Consider the following 21,215-nt stretch of genomic DNA (forward strand, 5'->3'; position numbering starts at 1 on the left):
GGCAAGTGCGTCGCGCGGGGCAAACATACTGCCTCCTTCCTGGGCGAATGTAGCTAGTAGGATTCCAAAACTGGCCGGCAACCGATTGGCGCCAATGCAGCGCGAACAGCTACCCGGTTCCTTCGTTTTCTCCTTGCAGGCGAGAAGCATTGCTCCGCATTTGAGGGATCTGAAGGGGATCGATGATCAATGGGTTTAGCGGGTGGAGCTTCTGCCGAAGCGAAATGCCAAGCTAGCTTAAGAACGATGTTCAATCTGTATCAGGTGATTAAGGTTTTACTAAGCTTTTTAGAGGGCTGACACGCCCGCGCATTAAAAATAGCGTTCGTACGCGGCTATGGAGGCCTATAGCACTATACTTCTTCCGCCTCGATTGGGGTTTAATCAAGGCGCAGTCAAGGTTTTTCCACGAAGTCATATTATGGAGTGCAATATAATATCCGTATATCTCTTAGAACTCATGACGGTCTTGGTCAGAATTATTGACTTATATTTTCAAAACATTTGCACATGTAGAAATAATATTTCTTGGCACTCCTACCAATCGAGTGCCAAAGGTGCTATGTAAGGATTGCAGTCGCCCTATGCGCCGGCCGCAGAAAGAATCTCTATGAAATTCAGTCCACTTCATGACCGCGTAGTCATCCGGCGCGCTGAAGGCGATCGCAAATCCAAGGACGGGATCATCAATTCCGACATTGCCAAGGAAAGGCCGCAGGAAGGCGACGTGATCGCCGTTGTCCGGGCACGGGTAATGAAGGCGGCAAGCTGATTCCGTTCGACGTTGAGGCCGGTGATACGATCCTGTTCGGCAATGGTCCGGCACCGATGTCAAGGTCGACGGCGAGGATCTCTGATCATGAAGGAGGCCGAACTCATGGGCATCCTCGAAAAGACCGTCGCGGTCAAGAAAGCTGTCTGACGGTCGACTCCCGACCCCGCAATCTCAAGACCGAACTGGACGAACATAATGTCTGCCAAGGAAATCAAATTCTCCACTGATGCGCGCGATCGCATGCTGCGCGGTGTCGAGTTGCTCAACAACGCCGTCAAGGTGACGCTGGGTCCCAAGGGCCGCAATGTCGTCATCGACAAGGCCTATGGCGCGCCGCGCATCACCAAGGACGGCGTCGCCGTTGCCAAGGAAATCGAGCTGGCCGACAAGTTCGAAAACATGGGCGCGCAGATGGTGCGCGAGGTGGCCTCTAAGACCAACGACCTCGCCGGTGACGGCACCACGACGGCGACGGTGCTCGCTGCCTCCATCCTGCGCGAAGGCGCCAAGCTCGTCGCCGCCGGCATGAACCCCATGGATCTAAAGCGTGGCATCGACCTTGGTGTCGCTGCTGTCGTCAAGGAAATCCAGGCGCGCGCCAAGGAGGTCAAGTCCTCGGGCGAGATTGCCCAAGTCGGCACCATCGCCGCCAATGGCGACGCGACAGTCGGCGAGATGATCGCCAAGGCGGTGGACAAGGTCGGCAATGAAGGCGCCATCACCGTCGAGGAAGCCAAGACTGCCGAGACCGAACTCGACGTTGTCGAGGGCATGCAATTCGACCGCGGCTATCTCTCGCCCTATTTCGTCACCAATGCCGAGAAGATGCGCGTGGAGCTGGAGGACCCCTACCTCCTCATCCACGAAAAGAAGCTTGGCAGTTTGCAAGCGATGCTGCCGATACTCGAGGCGGTCGTGCAGAGCGGCAAATCGTTGCTGATCCTCTCCGAGGATGTCGAGGGCGAGGTTCTGGCGACGCTGGTCGTAAACAAGTTGCGCGGTGGCCTGAAGGTCGCGGCCGTCAAGGCGCCGGGCTTCGGCGACCGCCGCAGGGCCATACTGGAAGACATTGCCGTGCTCACGGCCGGCCAGATGATCTCCGAGGACCTCGGCATCAAGCTCGAGAACGTCACGCTCGACATGCTCGGCCACGCCAAGCGCGTGCTGATCGAGAAGGACACCACCACGATTATCGACGGCTCCGGCGATAAAGCGACCATCCAGGCGCGCATCCAGCAGATCAAGGCACAGATCGAGGAAACGACCTCCGACTATGACAAGGAAAAACTGCAGGAACGGCTGGCGAAACTCGCGGGCGGGGTCGCGGTAATCCGCGTCGGCGGCGCCACCGAAATCGAGGTCAAGGAAAAGAAGGACCGCATCGACGATGCGCTGAACGCCACGCGCGCCGCGGCGGAGGAAGGCATTGTTCCTGGCGGTGGCGTCGCCCTGTTGCGCGCCCGGTCGGTCCTGGTCGGACTGACCGGAGCGAATGCGGACGTCACGGCGGGCATCTCGATCGTGCTCAGGGCACTTGAAACCCCGATCCGGCAGATCGCCGAGAACGCCGGTGTCGAAGGCTCGATCGTCGTGGGAAAACTCACCGACAGCAGGGATTACAACCAGGGCTTTGACGCGCAGACGGAGACCTATGTCGATATGATCGAAACCGGCATCGTCGACCCGGCGAAGGTCGTGCGGACCGCATTGCAGGACGCCGGCTCAATCGCGGCACTTCTGATCACTGCCGAAGCGATGATCGCCGACATTCCCTCAAGAGAACCCACCCGGCCGGCCGGTAACGGCGGCATGGGCGGCATGGGATACTGAGAACAGTGCCTGAACGGCGTTGTTGCACGGATGACCTTGTTTGAAAGCGATTTGAGGCCCACATATAAGAAACTCGTTGATTTGGCTGCACTAGCCAATTTGGCTTCGGGGCGTCAGAGGACCCGCCATTCACCACGAACTTTGATGCAGCCGATCGGACGCGCAGTGTCGCTTCGTTCGAACCTCGCACGGACACTCGAGCGCTGATCACGGATCGTTCGGTTGGGCAGAGGATGCGAGGCCGCCTCGTGTGCTTCTGCGCGGAGCGCCGTCACGACCAGTCGCACTACGCAGACGCCTCCCATGTGCCGGGCAACGTCTCGGTGCCTTCATCCATATGCCCGCGGGGCATCCAAGGGTCGACGCAATACATGATGCCGACCAATCCGGCTGATCTCGAAGCCGCACTCCAAAAAGGAACTACAAGCAAATATGACCACTACAAACATTCTGCAACGCAATGGCCGTCCGGTCCGCCGCGACGCCGCCCCACATCTCTTTACCGTCGGTCAAGCTGTTCGGCTGAAGCGCGGATATCGTGGATCGGCGTTGCCGGCGGACATCTATCACATCACCGGCACGCTCCCGCCGAGCGGCGGTTCGCCGCAATACCGCATTCGAAACGACGACGCACATCATGAGCGGGTGACGACGCAGGACGGGCTCGAACCGGTGCGCATGTCGTCCGCCGATGAAGGCGCCACTCTCATCGAAAAGACGTTCGGCAACCAGATCAAGCCGGCTGCGAACGGCAGCGCCTCGCTCGACAAGGGCAAGAGCTGACGGTTACGACCTTCTGTCCAAGGGAGGGATGGCGATGAAGATCGTGATTGCGTTCTACCTATCCGGGATGCGGACGACGCACATGCGATCGCCGGCCGCGAAACCGCGGAAGCTGCCGATCTCGACGAGGCCATAGAGATTGCGCTGGAGCTTTTGAGGACGCTCGAAATGCCGCAGCGTCCGGACGCCATGACCATCACCGACGGTGATGGGAGCACGATCCATTCAAGCAGGCTCGACACCATCGAAAATCTTGATGAAAGGCCACCACCATGAACGCCCACCGCAATGAAATTGAAGCCGGGAGACATGCACTTGCGATCAGCATCTGGGAAAATGAAGGTGGGACGTCAGCACCCGAGCTAATGGATCATCAATACGGCCGCCACATTGAAACGGATCGCCCCTGGAGGATCTACCACGTGTCCGTAGGCGAACCGGCGCGTGCCGACGACAACCATCGCAATATAGAGCGGCGGATAAAGCGGATCAGCTTGTCGGTACCAGCGCGGCCCGCGTCCCGCGAAACAGAGGCTCGCTGAGGATGACGCTGTTATTTCCGAATGCGAGCCGCAGCCTTGATGAAAAGCGAAACGCCGTCCGTTTCATCGGCCATGACGGTATGTTCGAGGTGCGGTTCTTCGTCGAGGCCGAGGCGCTGGTGATAGCGGATGCCGAATTGGACAGGTCGGAAATCTCGGAATCGAAGCTCCTTTCTGCTTTCGACGCGTTGCGCCTGTCCATCTACGATGTCGCACGCAAGGCTCCGGTGGCCGCCGCGATTTCTACACACTGACCGCCGCCGATTTCCGCTAGGATGGATTCAGATGCTGATCCGCTACGGCTATGAGATCACGCTGAACTTCCAGCAGCCGGCCGCGTTGGTATGCCTGCTGTCGGTCCACGAGGATCGCGCGGCCGATATCCGGGTTCCTGAAACGACATTCACCGACCTATCGCGATCTCTTCGGCAACCGATGCCGGCGGCTTGTCGCACCGCCGGGTGACCTGACGATATGGGGCGATGCCACAATCGAGGACGACGGCAAACCGGACAAAGTGCTGCCAGCCGCCCAGGAACTCCCAGTGCCGGGTTGCCGGACGATTGCCTCGCCTACCTCATGGGCAGCCGCTATTGCGAGACCGACCGTCTCAGCCAGAGCGCTTGGGACATGTTCGGCGCGGTCACGCCCGGTTGGGGTCGTGTGCAAGCGATCTGCGATTTCGTCCACGAGAATATCCGCTTCGACTACATGCACGCCCGGTCGACACGGACGGCCTACGAGGTCTTTCATGAGCGCGTTGGTGTCTGCCGTGACTTCGCGCATCTTGCGGTCACGCTTTGCCGCTGTCTCAACATTCCCGCACGCTATATCAACGGTCATCTCGGCGACATCGGCGAGTCGACCCGATGGATTTCAGTGCCTGGATCGAGGTCTTCCTGGATGATGGATGGCACACGTTCGATCCGCGCAACAATACGCCGCGTGTCGGCAGGATCGTGGTTGCGCGCGGCCGTGATGCGGCCGATGTCCCCCTCATCAACTCGTTCGGGCCGCACGTCCTGAAGTCCTTGCGGGTGTGGACTTATGAGGTGCCGGCCTTGCAATAGCCGCTGGGAACATTTGCCGATCAAAACGCAGGAGCGGGTTCACGGCATGAATGACGGCCTCTCACGGTTGCCCAGGGAACCCGCAGATCGGCTCACCAAGCCGTTCATGCGGTTTCTCCGCATCGAGGCTACGGCGGGCATTGTCCTGTTGCTCAGCACACTCTTGGCGCTGGGCCTCGCAAACACAGCGTGGTCGTCGTCGTTTCTCGCCTTGTGGGAGATGCCTGCGGGCGCCAGAGTTGGCGACATTGAGATCTCCCGTTCGCTGAAGCACTGGATAAACGACGGTCTGATGACGCTCTTTTTCTTCGTCATCGCCCTTGAGCTGAAGCGCGAGCTGGTGCTGGGGGAGTTACGCAACCCGCGTATGGCCGCTTTACCTGTCGCCGCTGCTTTCGGCGGGATGGCGGTGCCGGCCGGTCTGTTTTCGCTGCTTGTCGGCGGCGGGCCGGGTGCGAGCGGCTGGACCACCGTGATGTCCACCGATACGGCCTTCGTCATCGGGTGCCTTGCCGTGCTCGGTTCGCGCATACCAGGGAGCTTGCGGCTGTTCCTGCTCTCTCTTGCGATCTTCGACGACGTCGGCGCTATCCTGGTCGTGGCGATCGGCTATGGCGAAACCTTGAATTGGCTTGCACTCGGAACCGCCGGTCTCGGCCTTGTCGTCGTAGCTGGAATCGCGCGTCTGGGCATCCGCAGCATTCCCGTCTATTTCGCGATAGGTGGCGGCATTTGGCTGGCGTTCGACGCATCGGGCGTTCACGCGACGCTCACCGGAGTGATTCTTGGATTAATGACGCCGGCGCGCAGCTGGGTAAGCGACACTCGCCTCCATGCGATCCTCGACCGCGTGAGCGCCCATCCGCGCGGCGACCATGGGAGCCGCGACACGGCGGCACGCAGCGACCTCCATCGGGCAGGCGTCGCGACCCGCGAAGCACTGTCGCCGATCGAGCGTCTCGAGATCACTCTCCATCCCTGGGTCGCATTCGTGATCATGCCGCTTTTTGCCCTCTCTAACGCGGGCGTCCCGATAGCGGACGCAAACTTCGACATTCCCCTCACGATCGCAATTGTCGCGGCCTTCGTGGTCGGCAAGCCCGTTGGCATTGTGCTCTTCAGTTTCCTCGCCGTGAACCTGCGCTTCGGGACTCGTCCCAGCGAGCTACCGTGGAGCCTGCTGGTGGCCGGAAGCCTGCTGACCGGGATCGGCTTCACCATGGCTCTGTTCATTGCCGAGCTTGCTTTCGAGCCCGAGCTTCTGAACTCCGTCAAGCTCGGCGTTCTCGGCGCTTCCGTTATCTCAGCAACCCTCGGTTTCCTGGCGCTGACCTGGCTGACGTCTCCTGGCAGACGACAATAAGCGCGGCTCGCTCCATCGGCCGGTTCATAGCGTAGTGGGCCGCCTTGCGCGACACGTCTTACGCTCCGACCCCTCGCACCGCCGTTAGGAGAGGACCAGCACACCGCCAGCAGGATGCCGATCCGCGCTTTATGGTCTGGATCGGCGACGCCCTGCCCTCATCTTACGCGCTAGACGGGCGGCCAAAACAACAGGATCAGAGGCACGCCCAGCAAGACTACAATGAACGAGAGCGGTAGCCCCAACTTCCAATAGTCGCCGAAGCGATAACCGCCGGGACCCAGCACCAAAGTGTTGCACTGGTGTCCAACAGGGGTGAGAAAATCGCAAGCCGCCCCCACCGCGACTGCCATCAGAAAGGCGTCCGGATTGTAGCCAAGGCGCTGAGCAAGGGTTACCGCGATCGGGGCAACTACGAGAACGGTGGCTGCATTGTTCAGAAACGGCGTCGCCGCCATTGCTGCCACCATGATCATTGCAAGGGCGCCGTAGGGGGGCAAGGTGTTGGAAAACTGAGCGAGGCCGCCGGCGATAAGGTCGGCGCCACCGGTCGTACGGATCGAGTCGCTGACGGGAATGAGAGCGCCGAGCATGATCAGGATGGGCCAATCGACAGCCTCGTAAGCTTCCCGAAGCGAAAGTGAACCGAGCAGTACCGTCAGGACAGAAGCCGTAAAGAAAGCCGTGGCAACGGGCAGCAGGTCTAATGCCGTTAGCACCATGGCACCAGCCAGGACCACCACCGGAACCAGGCCCTTTCGCGGATTCCCCAAGCGGATCTCACGCCCGGCCAAGGGAAGAAGACCGAGTTCCATCAGCCTGGTCGGAAGAAGAACCAGATCGCCCTTCAAAACGAGAACGTCGCCTGGTCTTAACGCGATGTCGCGCAAACGCTCGGTGAAGCGCTTGCTGCTCCGGCTTACTGCGAGCAGATTGATATTGAAGCGTTCATGCAGCGCCAAGCGCTTGGCGGTTTGCCCGATCAAGACTGATTTCGGGCCGATCACCACCTCAATTCCGGCAATCTCCTCGTCTACTCCCTTTGCTTCCGTGGGGCGGTCGTGCCCCTCCAGTTCCAGACGCGCGCGCCTGATGCCTCGCTCCAGCGCTTGAGGGTCTCCTTCCAACAGAACGATATCGCCCTGACGAAGGACGACGTCCGGCAGTGGAATCAGGCGCTCGACCCGGTTGCGAACAAGGCCGGTGACAAGGACCTCCTCGTCCAACAAGGTCGACAAATGACTGATCGACTTGCCGAGAACCGTCGACTTCGCAGTGATGCGAGCCTCTGTCATGTAGTCCTTGATGTTCAGCGCCTTCTCCATTGTCGGGACTGCCTCACGTTCCCCCGGAAGCAGCCGATAGCCAAACGCCAGAAAGACTACTCCCGCTGCGGCGAGACCTATGCCGACAGGGGTGAAATCGAACATGTTGAAAGGGCGGCCCGTCAGTTCCTCGCGCATTCGGGACACGACAATATTCGGTGATGTCCCAACGAGGGTAGTGAGCCCGCCAAGCAAGGAACCGAAAGCCATCGGCATGAGAAAGGCCGAAGGGGAAGCTTTCGACCGGCGTGCCATCTGGAACGCGACTGGGATCATCATCGCCAGCGCGCCGATGTTCTTGATGAAGACGGAGAGAACCGAGACGGTCGTCACGAGAATAACAACCTGACCCTGCACGGAGGTCACGCTGGGCGCCACGCGATGGAGGAATACCTCTATGACACCACTGCGCTCAATCGCGGCGCTTACGACAAGCGCGCTGGCTACAATGATGACAATGTCGTCTCCGAAGCCGGAGAACGCTGCCTGGTGCGGCACGATGCCGGTGAAAACTGCGGCAAGCAACGCGAGAACTGCAATGAGGTCGTAGCGGAGCCGTCCCCATATGAAAGCGACCATCAGGCCGATCAGAATGGCGAAGGCGAAAACCTGAGCTTGTGTCATGGATAAAGTCCCGACCAACTCTTCCCGATGCCAGGTCCATTTTACTCGCCTGTAAGAGCTAATGTCGGGATAACTTACCAGGTTCATTCAACGGCGCGGCACCCCGAACGTCCGTCCAGGATGCTTTCCAGCTTCGTAGAGCGGATGCGCGCATGGTCAGACGACTACAGGATGCTTCCGAACAGGACCGAATAGACAATCACGGCAATCGCCAGAGTGAAGGCAAGCGATACGAACAGGCGCGTGAAATCGTAGGTATAGAGGCGGGCGGGAATGAGATTTTTCATAGCGAATTCCTAAGTTTCGTTTGGTCGAGATGCCCACTGCGCGGCGCACGCTGCGCTTCAGGATAGTGAGCGACTGCAGCTCGTGCTGACCTGCCCGAGGACATCCGCTGGAACCTGGATATCGGTCATGATGGTTGCTACCAGTTCGTCGCGCTTCGCACGATTGTCGTAGCCCTTAAGTGCTGCGAGGTCGGTGCTGCTGGCAGTTGCCATTCGCCCTGCCGCACTTGAACAGATGCCCGCAAGCGCATCCACTCTGGCCGTCTCTGCCGCCAGGGTGCTGGCAGTGGTGGTGGTAATCCATCCAGCATTGAAACCGATGGTCGGCGCGGCGATAAACCCAACGACTAAACCAATCGCGTAGGGCTTTGTCCGTTCAAGAATTTGATCGAGTGTCATGATTTCATTCCCTCTAATCAGGTAGATTATCGGGATCGTTGCGGGCCCGCGCTCGGACCAGGAGCCAATGGCAATCCAGATTTTTTACAGTGCGCTCCAAAAGAATTAATGTAAATAACTATTTCAAATTCTTAATCAAAAAAACCTTTTTCAACTGCTGAGCGCATAGAATCTTGGGCTTCAATGAAAAAATCTCAATTTAGTGGCGCTCCTATATTTATAGAGCCCGCACTTTGTTTTCTGAGAAGCCAGATTTTTACTCAATAAATCACAGTAAAGTCGCATTCAAGGCGCACAGAGTTATGATCGTTTTTGAGGCCCGCTTGGCTTTTTGCTTCATCAGAAGCAGTAGACCAAACTCACCAATCTCGATTCCGCACATCCAAGTGCGGGGCCGCCGTTGCGGGCCTGGTCCAATGGGGCTGTAGCGACAATAGCCGTCCGCGCTGCAATTGGCGCCAAGCGGCCCCATCCTGGCTGAATCTTGCGCCCAACGCGCCACAGAAAAGGAGGGCAGCATGTTTGCCCGGACGACACATCGAACAGTCCATTTCGATCTACCATTCTGGATGCCTGACCTCGGTGAGATGGTGGCTCCTGGCGACTACCAGGTCGATGAAGACGAGGAATTGATCGAGGGCATCTCCTGGCTCGCCTATCGCCGTGTGGCGACCTTTATCAAGCTACCTGCCACGGCCGAGAACAATTACCGAATGCGTCTTGTAGTGATCGATCCCGAGGAACTTGAACGCCTCATTGCAGTCGATCGCCACGAAGACACAATCTCCCCGTCACCCTAACCGTAAAGGCAACATTCAATGCGCCTTCATCGATTCCCGATCGGTCTATCAGTGCGCCTTAAAGATCGCGCAAATATTTCACCGCGCGCGGCCGAAACCTATCAGATCACAGCCAAGCTCCCTTTAAGGGACGACTCGCCCCAGTATCGCATGCGCAATGATGAACTCGGCCAGGAGCGCGTGAGCAACGAAGATAATCTGGAGCCGATTGAACGGGGCCTGACGCCCAATAACTGAGAACCGTACTAGTCGTGGCGCAGGCGACCGCCGCAAGGAGGGCTGCAGATGAAAAGCAAACACGAAGAGCACGCATTCGCGATCAGCGCATGGGAATCCGAAGGGGGCGCGCCGAACAGATCCGGACAGCGCGATCAGTATGGCCGCCGTTTCGACGGAGACGGAACCTATACGATCTATCAGCTCATCACGGGAGAGACTGCAGAGATAGGCCCTTGGAAGATGGAAGGGCTCAGCCCCAAAAATGCAGTGCGGGCACTGCGCATTCTCAATACTCCCAAGCTGGCCGGCGATCGCCTCCACCTGTGAAGAAGCGCCCGTAGTGCTTTTTGACGGGAGGCGCCGCGGACGGCGCCTCCCTAACCTACCGTCGACTGAAGCCCAATTATGTCGGGAAATCGGTACTCCATGCTGCAGAGCCCGCTGCGGAGCCGATACGGCCGGTTGCACTCCCAGGCGTTACCGGAACGGTCGAGATGCGCATTCAAAGGAAGCCTGATCTCTGAACACGTCGTTCCGTTCGTTTGAAAACCACGATCACATTTCCATTTCTGACCGTAGGATGAATCCTCGAAGATTGCGTTTTTCGGAACCCGTACGGCAACACAGGCCTGGTCCGTCTTTTCAAAACCGCGATCGCACTTCCATTCGTTCCCGCTGGTCGTCAGAAAAGCGTGCTCAGGAACGGTCAACGCGACGCATTTGCGTTCAACATTCTGGTAACCGCGCTCACATTCCCATCCCTCATTAAAAGTCGAATCCGTCAAAAACGCATTGTCGGGCACCTGATATGCTCACATCCAGTGTCGTTTCGGCGATGCCCGCGCATGCATTGCCAGCGATCGCCATAGTAAGGATCAAGATAGGCATAGGCAGGGACCTGAACGGCAAGGCACCGGTTGGCCTTTTCAGCGAATCCGTAGTGGCATTCCCAGCCCTTGCCATAGGATTCATTCGTCAGGAACGCGTGGTCGGGAGCCACCACCGCGAGGCAGGAAGCGCCCTGCCTTCGGAACCCACGATTGCACTCCCAGCCTGATCCGTAGCGGCTTGCTTCGGCATTAGCGGGCACCGGCGGTGTCGCTTGCCCAAATGCGCTCGGGCTGAATAACAGACTCGCGGATAGAAGGACGCTCGTCTGCAGAGCCAATAGCGGGCAATACGGTTGGGGCATGTCTTTATCTCCGAACGAGCCCTTGGGCCGTTATCTTGAGGCATAGTCCCGTGATTGAAGGTGCTGGTCGATGCCGGGGTGACGCGAAAGGTTGTTGACCAACGGGAGCGAGAAATTTCGGCTTGCCGATTTTCCAGATCTCCGCCATTTTCGGGTCAGGCATAAGCGTCTTCTGGAAAGAGGCCAGGATGACAAGAGCGCGAGGAGCGTCGCTCACCTCGTGAAGCGTTGCAGCTCGAGTGGAAGCCCTTGGATAGCGTAGCGCCCCAACCGCGATCCGGGAGGTTGCCTGTGCTTGCCGGCCTTGCCCAATTGGTATTCGAGCTTCGCCACTAGTTCCGGCCGGGAGTCAACACCTGCAAGGAACAGCTTAGTTACCAGCAATGTGGCCGTCTCAAAGAATATCGGATCATCGACATCCCCGAAGCCAGCTTCGTCTAAGACTGACCGGAGCAATTCCCTATCGGAAGGCGATATATTGTGTAGGGCGGATGACATGGCGCCCTCCTTGATTGGGGCCAGGGTATCCAGCCCTCAAGCAGTAGCGCCCGTGACATTTGCTGCTGAAGGTTGGACACTGCGCCTTTATTACGAGACTAGCAACCCCTGGGGTTTCATTCAGTCCGTCTCAGAGCGCTAAGTTCCCCGCAATAGACGGCGGAAAACGCGGCCTAGCGGTCACAAGCCAGTTCTGGAAGGTGAGTGCAGGGCCGAAACGGCGGTCCGCCGCAAAGCCTTAAGGATCTGCTTGTAGTACAACTAACAAAGGATTTTGGGGCGCTCCACGCCCCAAAAACGCATCCTCTTCCTCCTGTTCGCTTGAGACCTGTCAAGCGTATCGAAGAATTGACCCTTTCGCCGAATTGAGGAACTGACCCCTTCATAGTTGGGCTCGACCCCGAAGTGGGCGTTCCGACGGCCCGTCGTAAGGTCCGGATTGCCCGCCATCGCCCACCTTTCCGGCTCAGAACAAGAACCGCACCGTTCCAGCTTGAGTCTGTAGTCCTTGCCGATCATCTGCGTGAATGGTCTGATCTTGCCAACGGCGTCCATTCGCGCCACTCTCGGCCGCGATTAGCCGGTCATCTTCTGGATGTCGGATGAAGGTCGAAACTCACAACCTGAACGAAGGCTAAGCGATGAACAGCATAAGGGACCGTCAGGAAGGCTTCGAAAAGAAGTTCGCGATGGACGAGGAGTTGAAGTTCAAGGCGATGGCACGGCGCAACAAGCTGCTTGGCCTGTGGGCCGCTGAAAAGCTCGGTAAAACCGGCGCGGACGCCGACGCCTATGCGAAGGAGGTGGTCCGCGCGGACTTCGAAGAAGCAGGGGACATCGATGTTTTCCGCAAGGTGCGCGCCGATTTCGACGCGGCTGGTGTCGCCCAGTCCGATCAACAGATTCGCGTCGTCATGGATGAATTGCTGGCGACCGCTGTCGACCAGATCAGGGACACCTGACTACCACTGAGTTCTGACAGAAAAACCACCGACTGCGATCTCGGACTGGGACGTCCAATCCGCCGGCTTGGTGCTTCTAATAACCGTGGGCCGTGGAGAGGACGCTCGCGAGCGGGCGTTGCAAGCGTATCACCAATCCCGGCAATTCCGGACCTTCGGTGGGATCGCCATAAAGATCGTCGAGGGGGTCGACTCCTCTGTACAGTGGATGTCAGCTTTGAAGCGGCGCCAGGAATGTCCGGAATTTGACGCTGGTTACCCATTCAGTTACCGGGCTCGTACGGCAAAGTTCCACCCAAAGCGGGAGTCTGTGGCGTGTACTAAGCGTCAGATCTTCACCACTAGATCGGTTGCTTCGCACGCCACATGAAAGAAGAGCGCAATGCCGGAGACAAGCGAAACGACAAAGAGGCCGGTTAAAAAAGGGGCCGCGTAACGGTGAAGTATTGTTTTCATATTTATGGGCCTGATTTTAGTCCATGGTGATCGAACGCCACCGTCCGTCGGTGCCGGAAATATAGTTAAATCGCGTAATATTTAAGCCAGCTCGGATTAAAGAAAGCCGCTGGGTTCCGCGGCGTATATTGCCGCCGCTGTGCATCCTTAGCGGAAGTTGACTTTGAATGTCTTTCGCCCGCATATAGTGGCGGGGATTTAGCAGAAAAGTCATATGCGCAAGCTAAAGTGGGGCGTTGCCGCGTTAGCGGCACTGGGGAACGTGTTGCCATCTGCAGCCGAGGTTTTGCCGCGCGCGGCACAACCCGAAGGCTCGGTGATTTCTCGCAAATTCGGCGAGGAAATTCGCTTCATCGAAATAGAAGATTGGCGCAGCGTCGAGGTCAGACAGGATCTGCTCGCCGGCGATACTCTGCGTACGAACGCCTCCGGCAGCCTTGCGCTGCTCTTTTCCGACGACACGCAGATGCGTATGGGGCGCAACACAACCCTCCTCGTCAAGAAGATCGGCCAGGGTTCCGACAGCGAGCTCGAGCTGCAATCCGGTGTCATTTGGGCCCGGGCGAAGCGCGGCGGCAGTGGTCTGACCGTCGATACACCGTCGGCGACCGCTGCTATTCGCGGTACCGACTGGACGCTGCGCGTGAGCGGAAACGGAGACACGACGCTCTCGGTGCTTGAAGGCAGCGTGGAGCTCAAGAATGCGCAAGGGGCGGTGACGGTCAATCAGGGGGAGGGCGCCTTTGCGGCAATTGGACAGGCGCCGCGCAAATACATCCTCGTTGACCTCAAGGAGCGCGAACAGGTCCTGCTTTATTCCGAGTTGCGCAATGTCTTCGTGAGCTTACCGACAAGCGGCATGGGCGGGCGCGAGACACGTGATGAGCGGGGTCGCATTCTGGCGATACCACCGGCTCGGCGAAGCAGCCAGGACTGGCTGGCGCTTGCCGAAGCCGCGCTTTCAAGTGATGGGCGCGCGGCTGCCAAGGACGCGCTTGCACATCTTCACCGCCCCTTAGCCGCCGGCCTGGAGGCGCGGGCGAAGCTCGTTGAAGCGATGATTGCGGGTTTGGAGTTGCGCTATGCCGACGCGAGCCGCCTCTTTGCCGCCGCTCTGCCGGCACTGCCGCAAAATCGAAAGGCTTCAGCGCTCTATGGCCGCTGGTTCGCCGATTCCTTGGCCAATCCTGATCAGGAGATCCCGCGACCGGCAGAGGGCGCCTATGCCGACGATCCGACCGCAGCGATGATGAAGGCTGCAACCGCCTCCCACGTGCTCGGGCCTGCCGAAGCGATCGAGATATTGAGGGCGGCCGAACGCCGCTTTCCCGACGATGCACGCCTGCCGGCGATGCGTGCCGATCTCGCCTATCAGCTCGACCGTCGCGACGAGGTGAAAGAAGCGCTTGCCCGCGCCAGCGCGATCGATCCGGAAGAGCCGGCTTATCTCCTCGTCAGTGCGCGCTTCCGCGCGACTGTTTCCAGCGATCTCGACGGCGCGCTCGGCGACCTGAAACGTGCGGCGAAGATCGCCCCCGGCGACGATGCGGTGTGGAACGAGCTCGGCATCGTTCAGAGCGACCGCAATGCGATCGTCGAGGCTGATGCCGCCCATCGCCGAGCCACTGAGTTGAACCCGGAAAATGCCGTCTTGCACGCAAATTATGCGCGCTTCCTGATGGACAACGATCAGATGGCTGCGGCCAAATCAGAAATCGATAAGGCCGAGGCGCTGGATCCTCATTCTTATGCGGTTCTCGCGGCCAAAGGCCGCTATCTTCTGAGAATCGGCAAAACCGAGGAAGGCGAGAAGACCCTTCTCGAGGCCTCTGCCGCCAACCCGACCTATGGCGACAGTCTTATCGGCCTCGCGATCGGCAGTTATCAACTTGGGGCCGAGGAGGAGGCGGCCCAGGCGCTCGACAACGCCGACAGGTTGGATCCGGATAATCCATCCATTCCGTTAATCCGCTCCGGTATTGCCGTCGACCAATATCGCGCTGACGAGGCGATCATTGAGGCTCGCGAAGCGCTGCGCCGCCGGCAGGCCCGTGGTGGCTACTATTCCGGATATGACGCAAATCGGCAGGTGTCCTCCTTTGTCGGCATCGCCCTCGACAATATCGGACTGAACGAATGGAGCCAGTATTACTCGGACCGTTCCTATGATCCCTTCAGATCGACCACCTATCTGGATGAAGCTGCCGGCGGGCGAGTCAGTCCGTTTGTGGGTTTCTCGCCCTTGGTTTCACCTAGCGAACGCACGCAGGCGGGCAGTTCGACGGCTTCTTCAAACTTGCAGGCCCTTCTGCTTGACCCGCTCGCCGTCGCGTCTCCGACAATTCGAAACCCGCTCGAGCGGACCAAGTTTTTCGAAGCGGCTATTGGTGGCGGCCCCATCTGGCAGGATGGCGAGCTCGGGTGGAAGAGCGATATCCTCGTGCAGGGCACGAGCTACGCGCCGCTGCCTATAAGCTACTATCTGCAGGCGGAAGCGCTGCGACCCGAGAGCCCGCGCACGAACGATCGCGATGACATCACCGGCGCAAATTTTGCTGTCGGCATACATCCGACCATCGAGGACAATGTCTACCTGTTTGGCGACATGGTCGAGCTCGACGCAGGGTTTCCCGGCCAGACGTGGTCCCCGCACCCGTTCGACACGAGAGAAACTCGATTCGCCAACCTTGGGGTCGGCTGGAGCCATACGTTTGGCGACCGCAATCTTCTGCAGGCGTTCGGCGTCATCGGCGACTCCGACGTGGACCAGAGTATCGATTTGTTCGACGAATTCGGCCCATACCGGGTCGAGCAAGAAACGGAAGAGGAAACCGCAACGATCGGCGTCAGCCATCTATACGGAGTCGGGCCCGTCACGCTGCGGTACGGTGCCGAAACCGGCCGCTTCCATACGCGCGACTCCGCGATTTATACGGATCTGTTGACGGGAGGCGTCTTTCGCGTTGATCGATTTTCCGCCAAAGGCAATGCAACGCGCGCCTATGCCGACGCCACCTGGGACATTTCGGAGGATCTCCAGCTCCAGGGTGGCGTTTTTGTGAACTGGCTGGACACCGACGATTGTCCATGCGTCGACCCGCGCATCGGCATTGCCTGGTCGCCGGTGGACAATCATTGGCTGCGCGCCCTCTACCGTGAGGACACACAGTTTTCCTCGAACTACACGCTGGCGCCAGTATCCACCGTCGGCTTGACGCCGCTCGAGCTGCCGTTGTTCATCGGCGGGAACTCAAAAACTGCTGCGTTTCGATGGGAGGCCGAATGGTCGGAGCGGTTTTTCACTTCCGTAGAGTACCAGCATCAGCGGTTTGACGGTCTTTCGCTCGATATCCCAGACCTGCTTGGAAGCTTCGATACGACCACCGGCGAGATCGATCGGGTCAACGTCAGCGGCAATTACTGGATCGGCGAGGGTCTTGGTGCCTTCGGCTCATTCACATGGAACCACAGCGAGGATCTCAGCTTCGGCAGCAACGGAGATTTCGGTGTCCCGCTGGTGCCGGACTATCTTGCCCAGGTCGGGCTGACGTTCGTGCATCCCTCGCGGGTGAAGGCAACCGTAGCGCAGACATTCATCGGAGAACGCGTCGGCGCACAGTTCGGCATCGAGTTGTCGTCATACACGACCACCGATGCCGCCATCAGTTGGGAGTCGCCAAGTGGCCATTTGGAGCTCAGCCTGCAATTGCTGAACGCGTTCGACAATGATTTCGAACTGGCCTTTGGCATCCCAGGTCCGGGCCGCGCCGTCTTGGGCACGGTCAGGGCGAAGTTTTAACAACCTCAAATTGGCTGTTATCGGAGTTCGCGCATTTGAGGCCGGCGGTCCCGGCTCAAAATCTTACGAATAACCGAGGCCGTCAGCCGCGGCGAGCGTCCGGGAAGTTTGCCGGGTCGATGCCGAGGGTGTGGAGGTCGCGTGCGTTCGGGCGGCGGTGGCCTTCGACTGCGGCGGCTGCGGCGGTCGCGGCGCCCAGGACTGCGAAGGCGCGGCCAATGAAGCCCATGCGGTTCTTGCTGGTCATCTCTTGCTCACTTTCGTTTCTATTCGATGAGCAAAAGATGGTCCTGCCGAGGTCGTTTTGCAACGCACAAAACCTCAGCCCAGCCATGCAATGAAAGCAGGCCCGGCGGGATAACCAACCGGGCCTGAGATAGAGACTTGAAGATCGCTCAGTCTTCGCTGGCGGCGAGTTGCGCAAGCACCTGGCCGCGCCCGCGCGCCCTGAGGATCAGCGGCACGACCAAAGCCAGGGCGGCAATCACCAGAAGCACGGCGGCGATCGGCGAGGTGAAGAGCACGGTGATATCACCCTGGCTGATCGAAAGCGCACGGCGCAGCTGCTGTTCGGCAAGCGGCCCAAGGATCAGGCCGACAACGACCGGCGCGATCGGGTAGCCGAAGACACGCATGACATAGCCGAGAAATCCGAAAGCAAGCAACATGCCGAGCTCGAATACCGACGGGTTGGCGCCGATGGTGCCGAGCGTCGCAAACAGGAGAATGCCGGCATAGAGCCATGGCTTCGGGATCGTCAGAAGCTTCACCCAGAGCCCGATCAGCGGCAGGTTCAGGACGAGCAGCATGAAGTTGGCAATCAGCAGGCTGGCGATCAGCCCCCAGACGAGCTGCGGGTTCGTGGCAAAAAGCAGCGGGCCCGGCTGCAGACCATATTGCTGGAAGCCAGCCAGCATGATCGCAGCCGTCGCCGTCGTCGGCAGGCCGAGCGTCAGCAGCGGCACCAGCGTACCGGCGGCGGACGCGTTGTTCGCGGCTTCCGGACCGGCGACGCCTTCGATGGCGCCATTGCCGAATTCCTCCGGATGCTTCGTCAGACGCTTCTCGGTAGCATAGGAGAGGAAGGTGCCGATCTCGGCGCCGCCGGCGGGCATCGCGCCGATCGGAAAACCGATGAATGTGCCGCGCAGCCAGGGCTTCCAGGAGCGCGCCCAGTCGATGCCGCTCATCCAGACCGAACCGCGGACGGCCTCCACCTTGTCCGGCCCCTTGTCGCCCTGGGCGGCGATGAAGAGCGTTTCGCCGATGGCAAACATCGCAACCGCGAGCGTCGTCACTTCGATGCCGTCGAGCAGATCAGGGACGCCGAAAGACAAACGCGCCTGGCCGGTCAGTTGATCGATGCCGATGACGGCCAGCGTAAGACCGATAAAAAGCGAGGTGAGGCCGCGAAGTGTCGAATCCCCGAAGGCTGAGGAGACCGTGACGAAGGCAAGCACCATCAGTGCGAAATATTCGCGTGGCCCGAAGACGAGCGCGAGTCTGACGATGTAGGGGGCAATGAAGGCGAGCGCCAAGGTTGCGATGAGGCCGGCGACGAAGGAGCCGATCGCGGCTGTCGCCAAGGCCGGGCCGCCACGTCCGGCGCGCGCCATCTTGTTGCCTTCGAGCGCGGTGACGATCGAGGAGCTTTCACCCGGAGTGTTGAGCAGGATCGACGTCGTCGAGCCGCCATACATGCCGCCATAATAGATGCCGGCGAACATGATGAGCGAACCGCCCGGATCGAGCTTGTAGGTCACGGGTAAGAGGAGCGCGACCGTCAGAGCCGGGCCGATGCCGGGCAGGACGCCGACTGCGGTGCCGAGCGTCACGCCGATCAGGGCGTAGAGGAGGTTCATCGGCTGGGCAGCGACCAGCAGTCCCTGCAACAGGAAATCGAAAGTAGCCATGGTCGTCGGCCTCTTTTAGAAGAACAGGCGTTCAAGCGGCCCTGCGGGCAGCGACAATTGCAGGAGCTTGGCGAAGATCAGCCAGACGAAGAAACAGATCACGATGCCGACCGGCAGGGAGAGCCAGAGCTTGCGCTTGCCGAAGCCACGTGCCGTCAGGGCAAAGAGAATGCCGGTGGCGATCGAGAAGCCGAGCGTATTGAGCAGCAGCATCTGCGCGGCAAGTCCGGCGACGATCCAGACGACCGGGCCGAATTGCTGCTCCTCGCGCTCGGAAAAATCGCCCCTCACCCCTTCGATGGCGGTCCAAATCGCAAGAACGACGAGACAGCAGGCAATCGCATAAGGCACCGTCATCGGCCCGATCTGCGAGTAGCCAGCAAGTCCGCTCAAGCGCGAAACGTCCCAAAAGATGAGCCCCGCGATTGCAGCCAGCACGGCGGCGATGATGAGCGCCGCCCGATCGGGGCGGCGCGTTTCGGCGGAAGGGTTGGTCCCCTTGGTCATTGTACCAGCCCGATGTCCTTAAGGACGGCTTCCGTCGCGGAAATGTCCTTGGCGAGTTGTTCGTTGAAGGCATCGCCGGCGAGATAGGTATCCTGCCAACCTTTGGTCTTCAGCACTTCCTGCCAGCCGGCGGACTTGGCGAGTTTCTCGACGTCGGCCGTCACCGCCGCCTTCTGCTCTTCGGTGAGGCCGGGCGCGGCCGCGACCATCCGCCAGTTTTCAACGACGACGTCGAGACCGGACTCCTTCAGCGTCGGCGCATCGATACCGGGGAGGCGCTCGGCGCTCGATACCGCAAGAAGGCGGAGCGTGCCGGCCTTGACCTGCGATTCGAATTCGCCATAGCCGGAGATGCCTGCCGTCACCTGGCTGCCGAGAATGGCGGCCAGTGCCTCGCCACCGCCGGAATAGGCGATGTAGTTGATCTTCGTCGGATCGACGCCTGCAGCCTTGGCAATGAGGCCAACCGCGATGTGGTCGGTGCCGCCGGCCGAACCGCCAGCCCAGGAGACCGCACCAGGATCCTTCTTCAGCGCTTCGACGAGGTCACCCATCGTCTTGATCTCGGAAGCGGCCGGAACGACGATTGCCTCGTATTCGCCGGTGAGCCGTGCGATCGGGGTCACGTCGTTAAGGGTCACCGGCGACTTGTTGGTGAGAATGGCGCCGACCATCACGTAGCCGCCGACGAGGAGCGCATTCGGATTACCCTTGTGCTGGCTGGCGAACTGGGCAAGGCCGATCGTGCCGCCGGCGCCCGGGACGTTCTGCACCTGTACGTTGCCGGAAATGCCTTCCTGCTGCATGACGGTCTGCAGCGAACGGGCCGTCTGGTCCCATCCGCCGCCGGGATTTGCCGGCGCGATTATCGTGTAGTCGGCCGCGTATGCCGGCAGTGCCAATGCGCCGGCGAGAATGGATGCCAGAAAAAAGTGCTTCAAGGTCGGTCCTCCGTGGGGCGCGTTTCGTCACGCGCACGTTGATTTTCGTCGCGAACGGGAGAAGCGGGTGGTCGACCTGGAAGAGGCGACTCCGACCGGATTGGTGATTTCCTCCCGATACGCAGCTGGCAATCCGCCTCCACGGGTCACCAGCGACCTTAAGCCACCATAGGAAGCTGACATTAACCTGACATCAAGTCCCCATTGCGAAAAACATGCGTTTTGTCGACGCAGAGCGTGCCTTCGGGGCGGAGTGGAAGGCCGAGCGCTTCATCGAACAGGTTCTTCATGCCGCTTGCCCCTGAGCAAGAAAGCGAATGATCGCCAGACCTGCGAGCAGTCCGGCTAAGGAGAGTACGAGCGAAATCACCACATACGCCGCGGCGTTTCCCCATTCGCCGCGCTCCCACAGGCTGATTGCGTCGAGTGAAAAGGTCGAAAAGGTGGTAAAGCCGCCGAGAATGCCCGTCGTCAGGAACAACCGCATCTCCTGTGAGAACCCGCTACGGAGTGCGAAATACTCGGCCAGAACACCCATGACGAAGGACCCTGCAACGTTCACCGATAATGTTCCGAAGGGGAACGCCACACCGAACAGATGCGCGGCCAGCTGGTTGACGCCGTGGCGCGCGGCGCCACCAATTCCCGCGCCAAGGAACACAATCAAGTAGGCCATTAGCCGTGCCTTTCACTATCGCGCCCGCTCATGCCGCCCCTTTCAGGCATTGCGCGACAGGCTCCGGTTTCAGGGATGTTCATCCGCGCTCGACTATATCCCAATGCTCGACATGCTTGTAAATAACGACCTTGCCACGATGGTTGCGAGCGCTGACGTCATTGCGAGCGACGCGGTGGGAGCTTAAAATCAATTCTCAAATCTGCCGCAAGCCCATGAAGCGGGATATTTTGTGCGGTCTTGCCATAGGAGCG

The 21,215-nt window shown here is 59.6% G+C and carries 18 protein-coding genes and 3 pseudogenes; 11 read left to right on the forward strand and 10 right to left on the reverse strand.

Annotated elements, in window-relative coordinates; genetic code table 11:
* Positions 1 to 610 precede the first annotated feature (610 nt).
* The 3 genes and pseudogenes from PYH37_RS10095 (at position 611) to PYH37_RS10105 (ending at position 3,388) form a co-directional block, all read left to right on the forward strand.
* Positions 611 to 922, forward strand: a pseudogene (locus PYH37_RS10095) (co-chaperone GroES).
* Between the two features lie 48 nt (positions 923 to 970).
* The gene (groL, locus tag PYH37_RS10100; RefSeq protein ID WP_280731284.1) at positions 971 to 2,605 is read left to right on the forward strand and encodes a chaperonin GroEL; all 1,635 of its coding nucleotides are present in this window, start codon (positions 971 to 973) and stop codon (positions 2,603 to 2,605) included.
* A 432-nt stretch (positions 2,606 to 3,037) separates the two neighbouring features.
* The gene (locus PYH37_RS10105; RefSeq protein ID WP_280731285.1) at positions 3,038 to 3,388 is read left to right on the forward strand and encodes a hypothetical protein; all 351 of its coding nucleotides are present in this window, start codon (positions 3,038 to 3,040) and stop codon (positions 3,386 to 3,388) included.
* Positions 3,389 to 3,442: 54 nt separating this feature from the next.
* On the opposite strand, the gene PYH37_RS32220 is transcribed toward PYH37_RS10105, so the two are convergent.
* The gene (locus PYH37_RS32220; RefSeq protein ID WP_342394625.1) at positions 3,443 to 3,613 is read right to left on the reverse strand and encodes a hypothetical protein; all 171 of its coding nucleotides are present in this window, start codon (positions 3,611 to 3,613) and stop codon (positions 3,443 to 3,445) included.
* Positions 3,614 to 3,932: 319 nt separating this feature from the next.
* Here PYH37_RS32220 and PYH37_RS10115 point away from each other — a divergent pair.
* The 3 genes and pseudogenes from PYH37_RS10115 to nhaA all read left to right on the forward strand — a co-directional run bounded on the left by PYH37_RS10115 (position 3,933) and on the right by nhaA (position 6,363).
* Positions 3,933 to 4,204: pseudogene (locus PYH37_RS10115) on the forward strand (DUF1488 family protein).
* 11 nt (positions 4,205 to 4,215) lie between these two features.
* Positions 4,216 to 5,000: pseudogene (locus PYH37_RS10120) on the forward strand (transglutaminase-like domain-containing protein).
* Between the two features lie 46 nt (positions 5,001 to 5,046).
* Positions 5,047 to 6,363 (forward strand): Na+/H+ antiporter NhaA, encoded by a 1,317-nt coding sequence (gene nhaA / locus PYH37_RS10125; RefSeq protein ID WP_280731286.1) that lies wholly within the window; start codon positions 5,047 to 5,049, stop codon positions 6,361 to 6,363.
* Between the two features lie 170 nt (positions 6,364 to 6,533).
* Here nhaA and PYH37_RS10130 read toward each other — a convergent pair whose 3' ends face one another.
* The 3 genes from PYH37_RS10130 to PYH37_RS10140 form a co-directional block, all read right to left on the reverse strand.
* Positions 6,534 to 8,312: an SLC13 family permease gene (locus PYH37_RS10130; RefSeq protein ID WP_280731287.1), complete on the reverse strand. Its 1,779-nt coding sequence runs from the start codon at positions 8,310 to 8,312 to the stop codon at positions 6,534 to 6,536.
* A 164-nt stretch (positions 8,313 to 8,476) separates the two neighbouring features.
* Entirely contained in the window at positions 8,477 to 8,599 is a 123-nt protein-coding gene (locus tag PYH37_RS10135) for a hypothetical protein (RefSeq protein WP_280731288.1), read from the reverse strand.
* Between the two features lie 57 nt (positions 8,600 to 8,656).
* Positions 8,657 to 8,998: a hypothetical protein gene (locus PYH37_RS10140; protein WP_280731289.1), complete on the reverse strand. Its 342-nt coding sequence runs from the start codon at positions 8,996 to 8,998 to the stop codon at positions 8,657 to 8,659.
* A gap of 518 nt (positions 8,999 to 9,516) precedes the next feature.
* Here PYH37_RS10140 and PYH37_RS10145 point away from each other — a divergent pair.
* The 3 genes from PYH37_RS10145 to PYH37_RS10155 are packed head-to-tail and all read left to right on the forward strand — an operon-like array spanning position 9,517 to position 10,344.
* Positions 9,517 to 9,798 carry a hypothetical protein gene (locus PYH37_RS10145; RefSeq protein ID WP_280731290.1) on the forward strand — a complete coding sequence of 94 codons (282 nt, stop codon included), beginning with the start codon at positions 9,517 to 9,519 and terminating at the stop codon, positions 9,796 to 9,798.
* Positions 9,799 to 9,816: 18 nt separating this feature from the next.
* Entirely contained in the window at positions 9,817 to 10,035 is a 219-nt protein-coding gene (locus tag PYH37_RS10150) for a hypothetical protein (protein WP_280731291.1), read from the forward strand.
* Between the two features lie 48 nt (positions 10,036 to 10,083).
* Entirely contained in the window at positions 10,084 to 10,344 is a 261-nt protein-coding gene (locus PYH37_RS10155) for a hypothetical protein (RefSeq protein WP_280731292.1), read from the forward strand.
* A gap of 1,078 nt (positions 10,345 to 11,422) precedes the next feature.
* Here the strand turns inward: PYH37_RS10155 and PYH37_RS10160 are convergent.
* Entirely contained in the window at positions 11,423 to 11,707 is a 285-nt protein-coding gene (locus PYH37_RS10160) for a hypothetical protein (RefSeq protein WP_280731293.1), read from the reverse strand.
* A gap of 641 nt (positions 11,708 to 12,348) precedes the next feature.
* Between PYH37_RS10160 and PYH37_RS10165 the strand changes: the two genes are divergently transcribed.
* A complete protein-coding gene (locus PYH37_RS10165; protein ID WP_280731294.1) occupies positions 12,349 to 12,669 on the forward strand; it encodes a DUF1476 domain-containing protein in 321 nt (106 codons plus the stop codon).
* A 670-nt stretch (positions 12,670 to 13,339) separates the two neighbouring features.
* Positions 13,340 to 16,924: a FecR domain-containing protein gene (locus tag PYH37_RS10170; protein ID WP_280731295.1), complete on the forward strand. Its 3,585-nt coding sequence runs from the start codon at positions 13,340 to 13,342 to the stop codon at positions 16,922 to 16,924.
* Positions 16,925 to 17,006: 82 nt separating this feature from the next.
* Here PYH37_RS10170 and PYH37_RS10175 read toward each other — a convergent pair whose 3' ends face one another.
* From PYH37_RS10175 to crcB, 5 genes are all read right to left on the reverse strand, one after another.
* On the reverse strand, positions 17,007 to 17,171 hold the full coding sequence (locus PYH37_RS10175; protein ID WP_280731296.1) for a hypothetical protein: 165 nt from the start codon (positions 17,169 to 17,171) through the stop codon (positions 17,007 to 17,009).
* Positions 17,172 to 17,319: 148 nt separating this feature from the next.
* Positions 17,320 to 18,837, reverse strand: coding sequence for a tripartite tricarboxylate transporter permease (locus PYH37_RS10180; protein ID WP_280731297.1), 1,518 nt, complete (start codon positions 18,835 to 18,837; stop codon positions 17,320 to 17,322).
* Between the two features lie 15 nt (positions 18,838 to 18,852).
* Complete coding sequence (locus PYH37_RS10185) at positions 18,853 to 19,344, reverse strand: tripartite tricarboxylate transporter TctB family protein (RefSeq protein ID WP_280731298.1); 492 nt, start codon at positions 19,342 to 19,344, stop codon at positions 18,853 to 18,855.
* Positions 19,341 to 20,285 carry a Bug family tripartite tricarboxylate transporter substrate binding protein gene (locus PYH37_RS10190; protein WP_280731299.1) on the reverse strand — a complete coding sequence of 315 codons (945 nt, stop codon included), beginning with the start codon at positions 20,283 to 20,285 and terminating at the stop codon, positions 19,341 to 19,343. The genes PYH37_RS10185 and PYH37_RS10190 overlap by 4 nt, the downstream gene beginning before the upstream one ends.
* A gap of 286 nt (positions 20,286 to 20,571) precedes the next feature.
* On the reverse strand, positions 20,572 to 20,961 hold the full coding sequence (crcB, locus tag PYH37_RS10195; RefSeq protein ID WP_280731300.1) for a fluoride efflux transporter CrcB: 390 nt from the start codon (positions 20,959 to 20,961) through the stop codon (positions 20,572 to 20,574).
* Positions 20,962 to 21,215: the final 254 nt, after the last annotated feature.

The sequence above is a fragment of the Sinorhizobium numidicum genome, assembly GCF_029892045.1.
GTDB lineage: Bacteria > Pseudomonadota > Alphaproteobacteria > Rhizobiales > Rhizobiaceae > Sinorhizobium > Sinorhizobium numidicum.

Bases quoted from the DNA above. Each gene is read 5' to 3' on its own strand.
- PYH37_RS10135 (WP_280731288.1), bottom strand. From the start codon at position 8,599: ATGAAAAATCTCATTCCCGCCCGCCTCTATACCTACGATTTCACGCGC.
- PYH37_RS10140 (WP_280731289.1), bottom strand. From the start codon at position 8,998: ATGACACTCGATCAAATTCTTGAACGGACAAAGCCCTACGCGATTGGT.
- PYH37_RS10145 (WP_280731290.1), top strand. From the start codon at position 9,517: ATGTTTGCCCGGACGACACATCGAACAGTCCATTTCGATCTACCATTC.
- PYH37_RS10150 (WP_280731291.1), top strand. From the start codon at position 9,817: ATGCGCCTTCATCGATTCCCGATCGGTCTATCAGTGCGCCTTAAAGAT.
- PYH37_RS10175 (WP_280731296.1), bottom strand. From the start codon at position 17,171: ATGACCAGCAAGAACCGCATGGGCTTCATTGGCCGCGCCTTCGCAGTC.
- PYH37_RS10165 (WP_280731294.1), top strand. From the start codon at position 12,349: ATGAACAGCATAAGGGACCGTCAGGAAGGCTTCGAAAAGAAGTTCGCG.
- PYH37_RS10155 (WP_280731292.1), top strand. From the start codon at position 10,084: ATGAAAAGCAAACACGAAGAGCACGCATTCGCGATCAGCGCATGGGAA.
- groL (WP_280731284.1), top strand. From the start codon at position 971: ATGTCTGCCAAGGAAATCAAATTCTCCACTGATGCGCGCGATCGCATG.
- PYH37_RS10180 (WP_280731297.1), bottom strand. From the start codon at position 18,837: ATGGCTACTTTCGATTTCCTGTTGCAGGGACTGCTGGTCGCTGCCCAG.
- PYH37_RS10185 (WP_280731298.1), bottom strand. From the start codon at position 19,344: ATGACCAAGGGGACCAACCCTTCCGCCGAAACGCGCCGCCCCGATCGG.
- crcB (WP_280731300.1), bottom strand. From the start codon at position 20,961: ATGGCCTACTTGATTGTGTTCCTTGGCGCGGGAATTGGTGGCGCCGCG.
- PYH37_RS10160 (WP_280731293.1), bottom strand. From the start codon at position 11,707: ATGTCATCCGCCCTACACAATATATCGCCTTCCGATAGGGAATTGCTC.
- PYH37_RS10105 (WP_280731285.1), top strand. From the start codon at position 3,038: ATGACCACTACAAACATTCTGCAACGCAATGGCCGTCCGGTCCGCCGC.
- PYH37_RS10170 (WP_280731295.1), top strand. From the start codon at position 13,340: ATGCGCAAGCTAAAGTGGGGCGTTGCCGCGTTAGCGGCACTGGGGAAC.
- nhaA (WP_280731286.1), top strand. From the start codon at position 5,047: ATGAATGACGGCCTCTCACGGTTGCCCAGGGAACCCGCAGATCGGCTC.
- PYH37_RS10130 (WP_280731287.1), bottom strand. From the start codon at position 8,312: ATGACACAAGCTCAGGTTTTCGCCTTCGCCATTCTGATCGGCCTGATG.
- PYH37_RS32220 (WP_342394625.1), bottom strand. From the start codon at position 3,613: ATGGATCGTGCTCCCATCACCGTCGGTGATGGTCATGGCGTCCGGACG.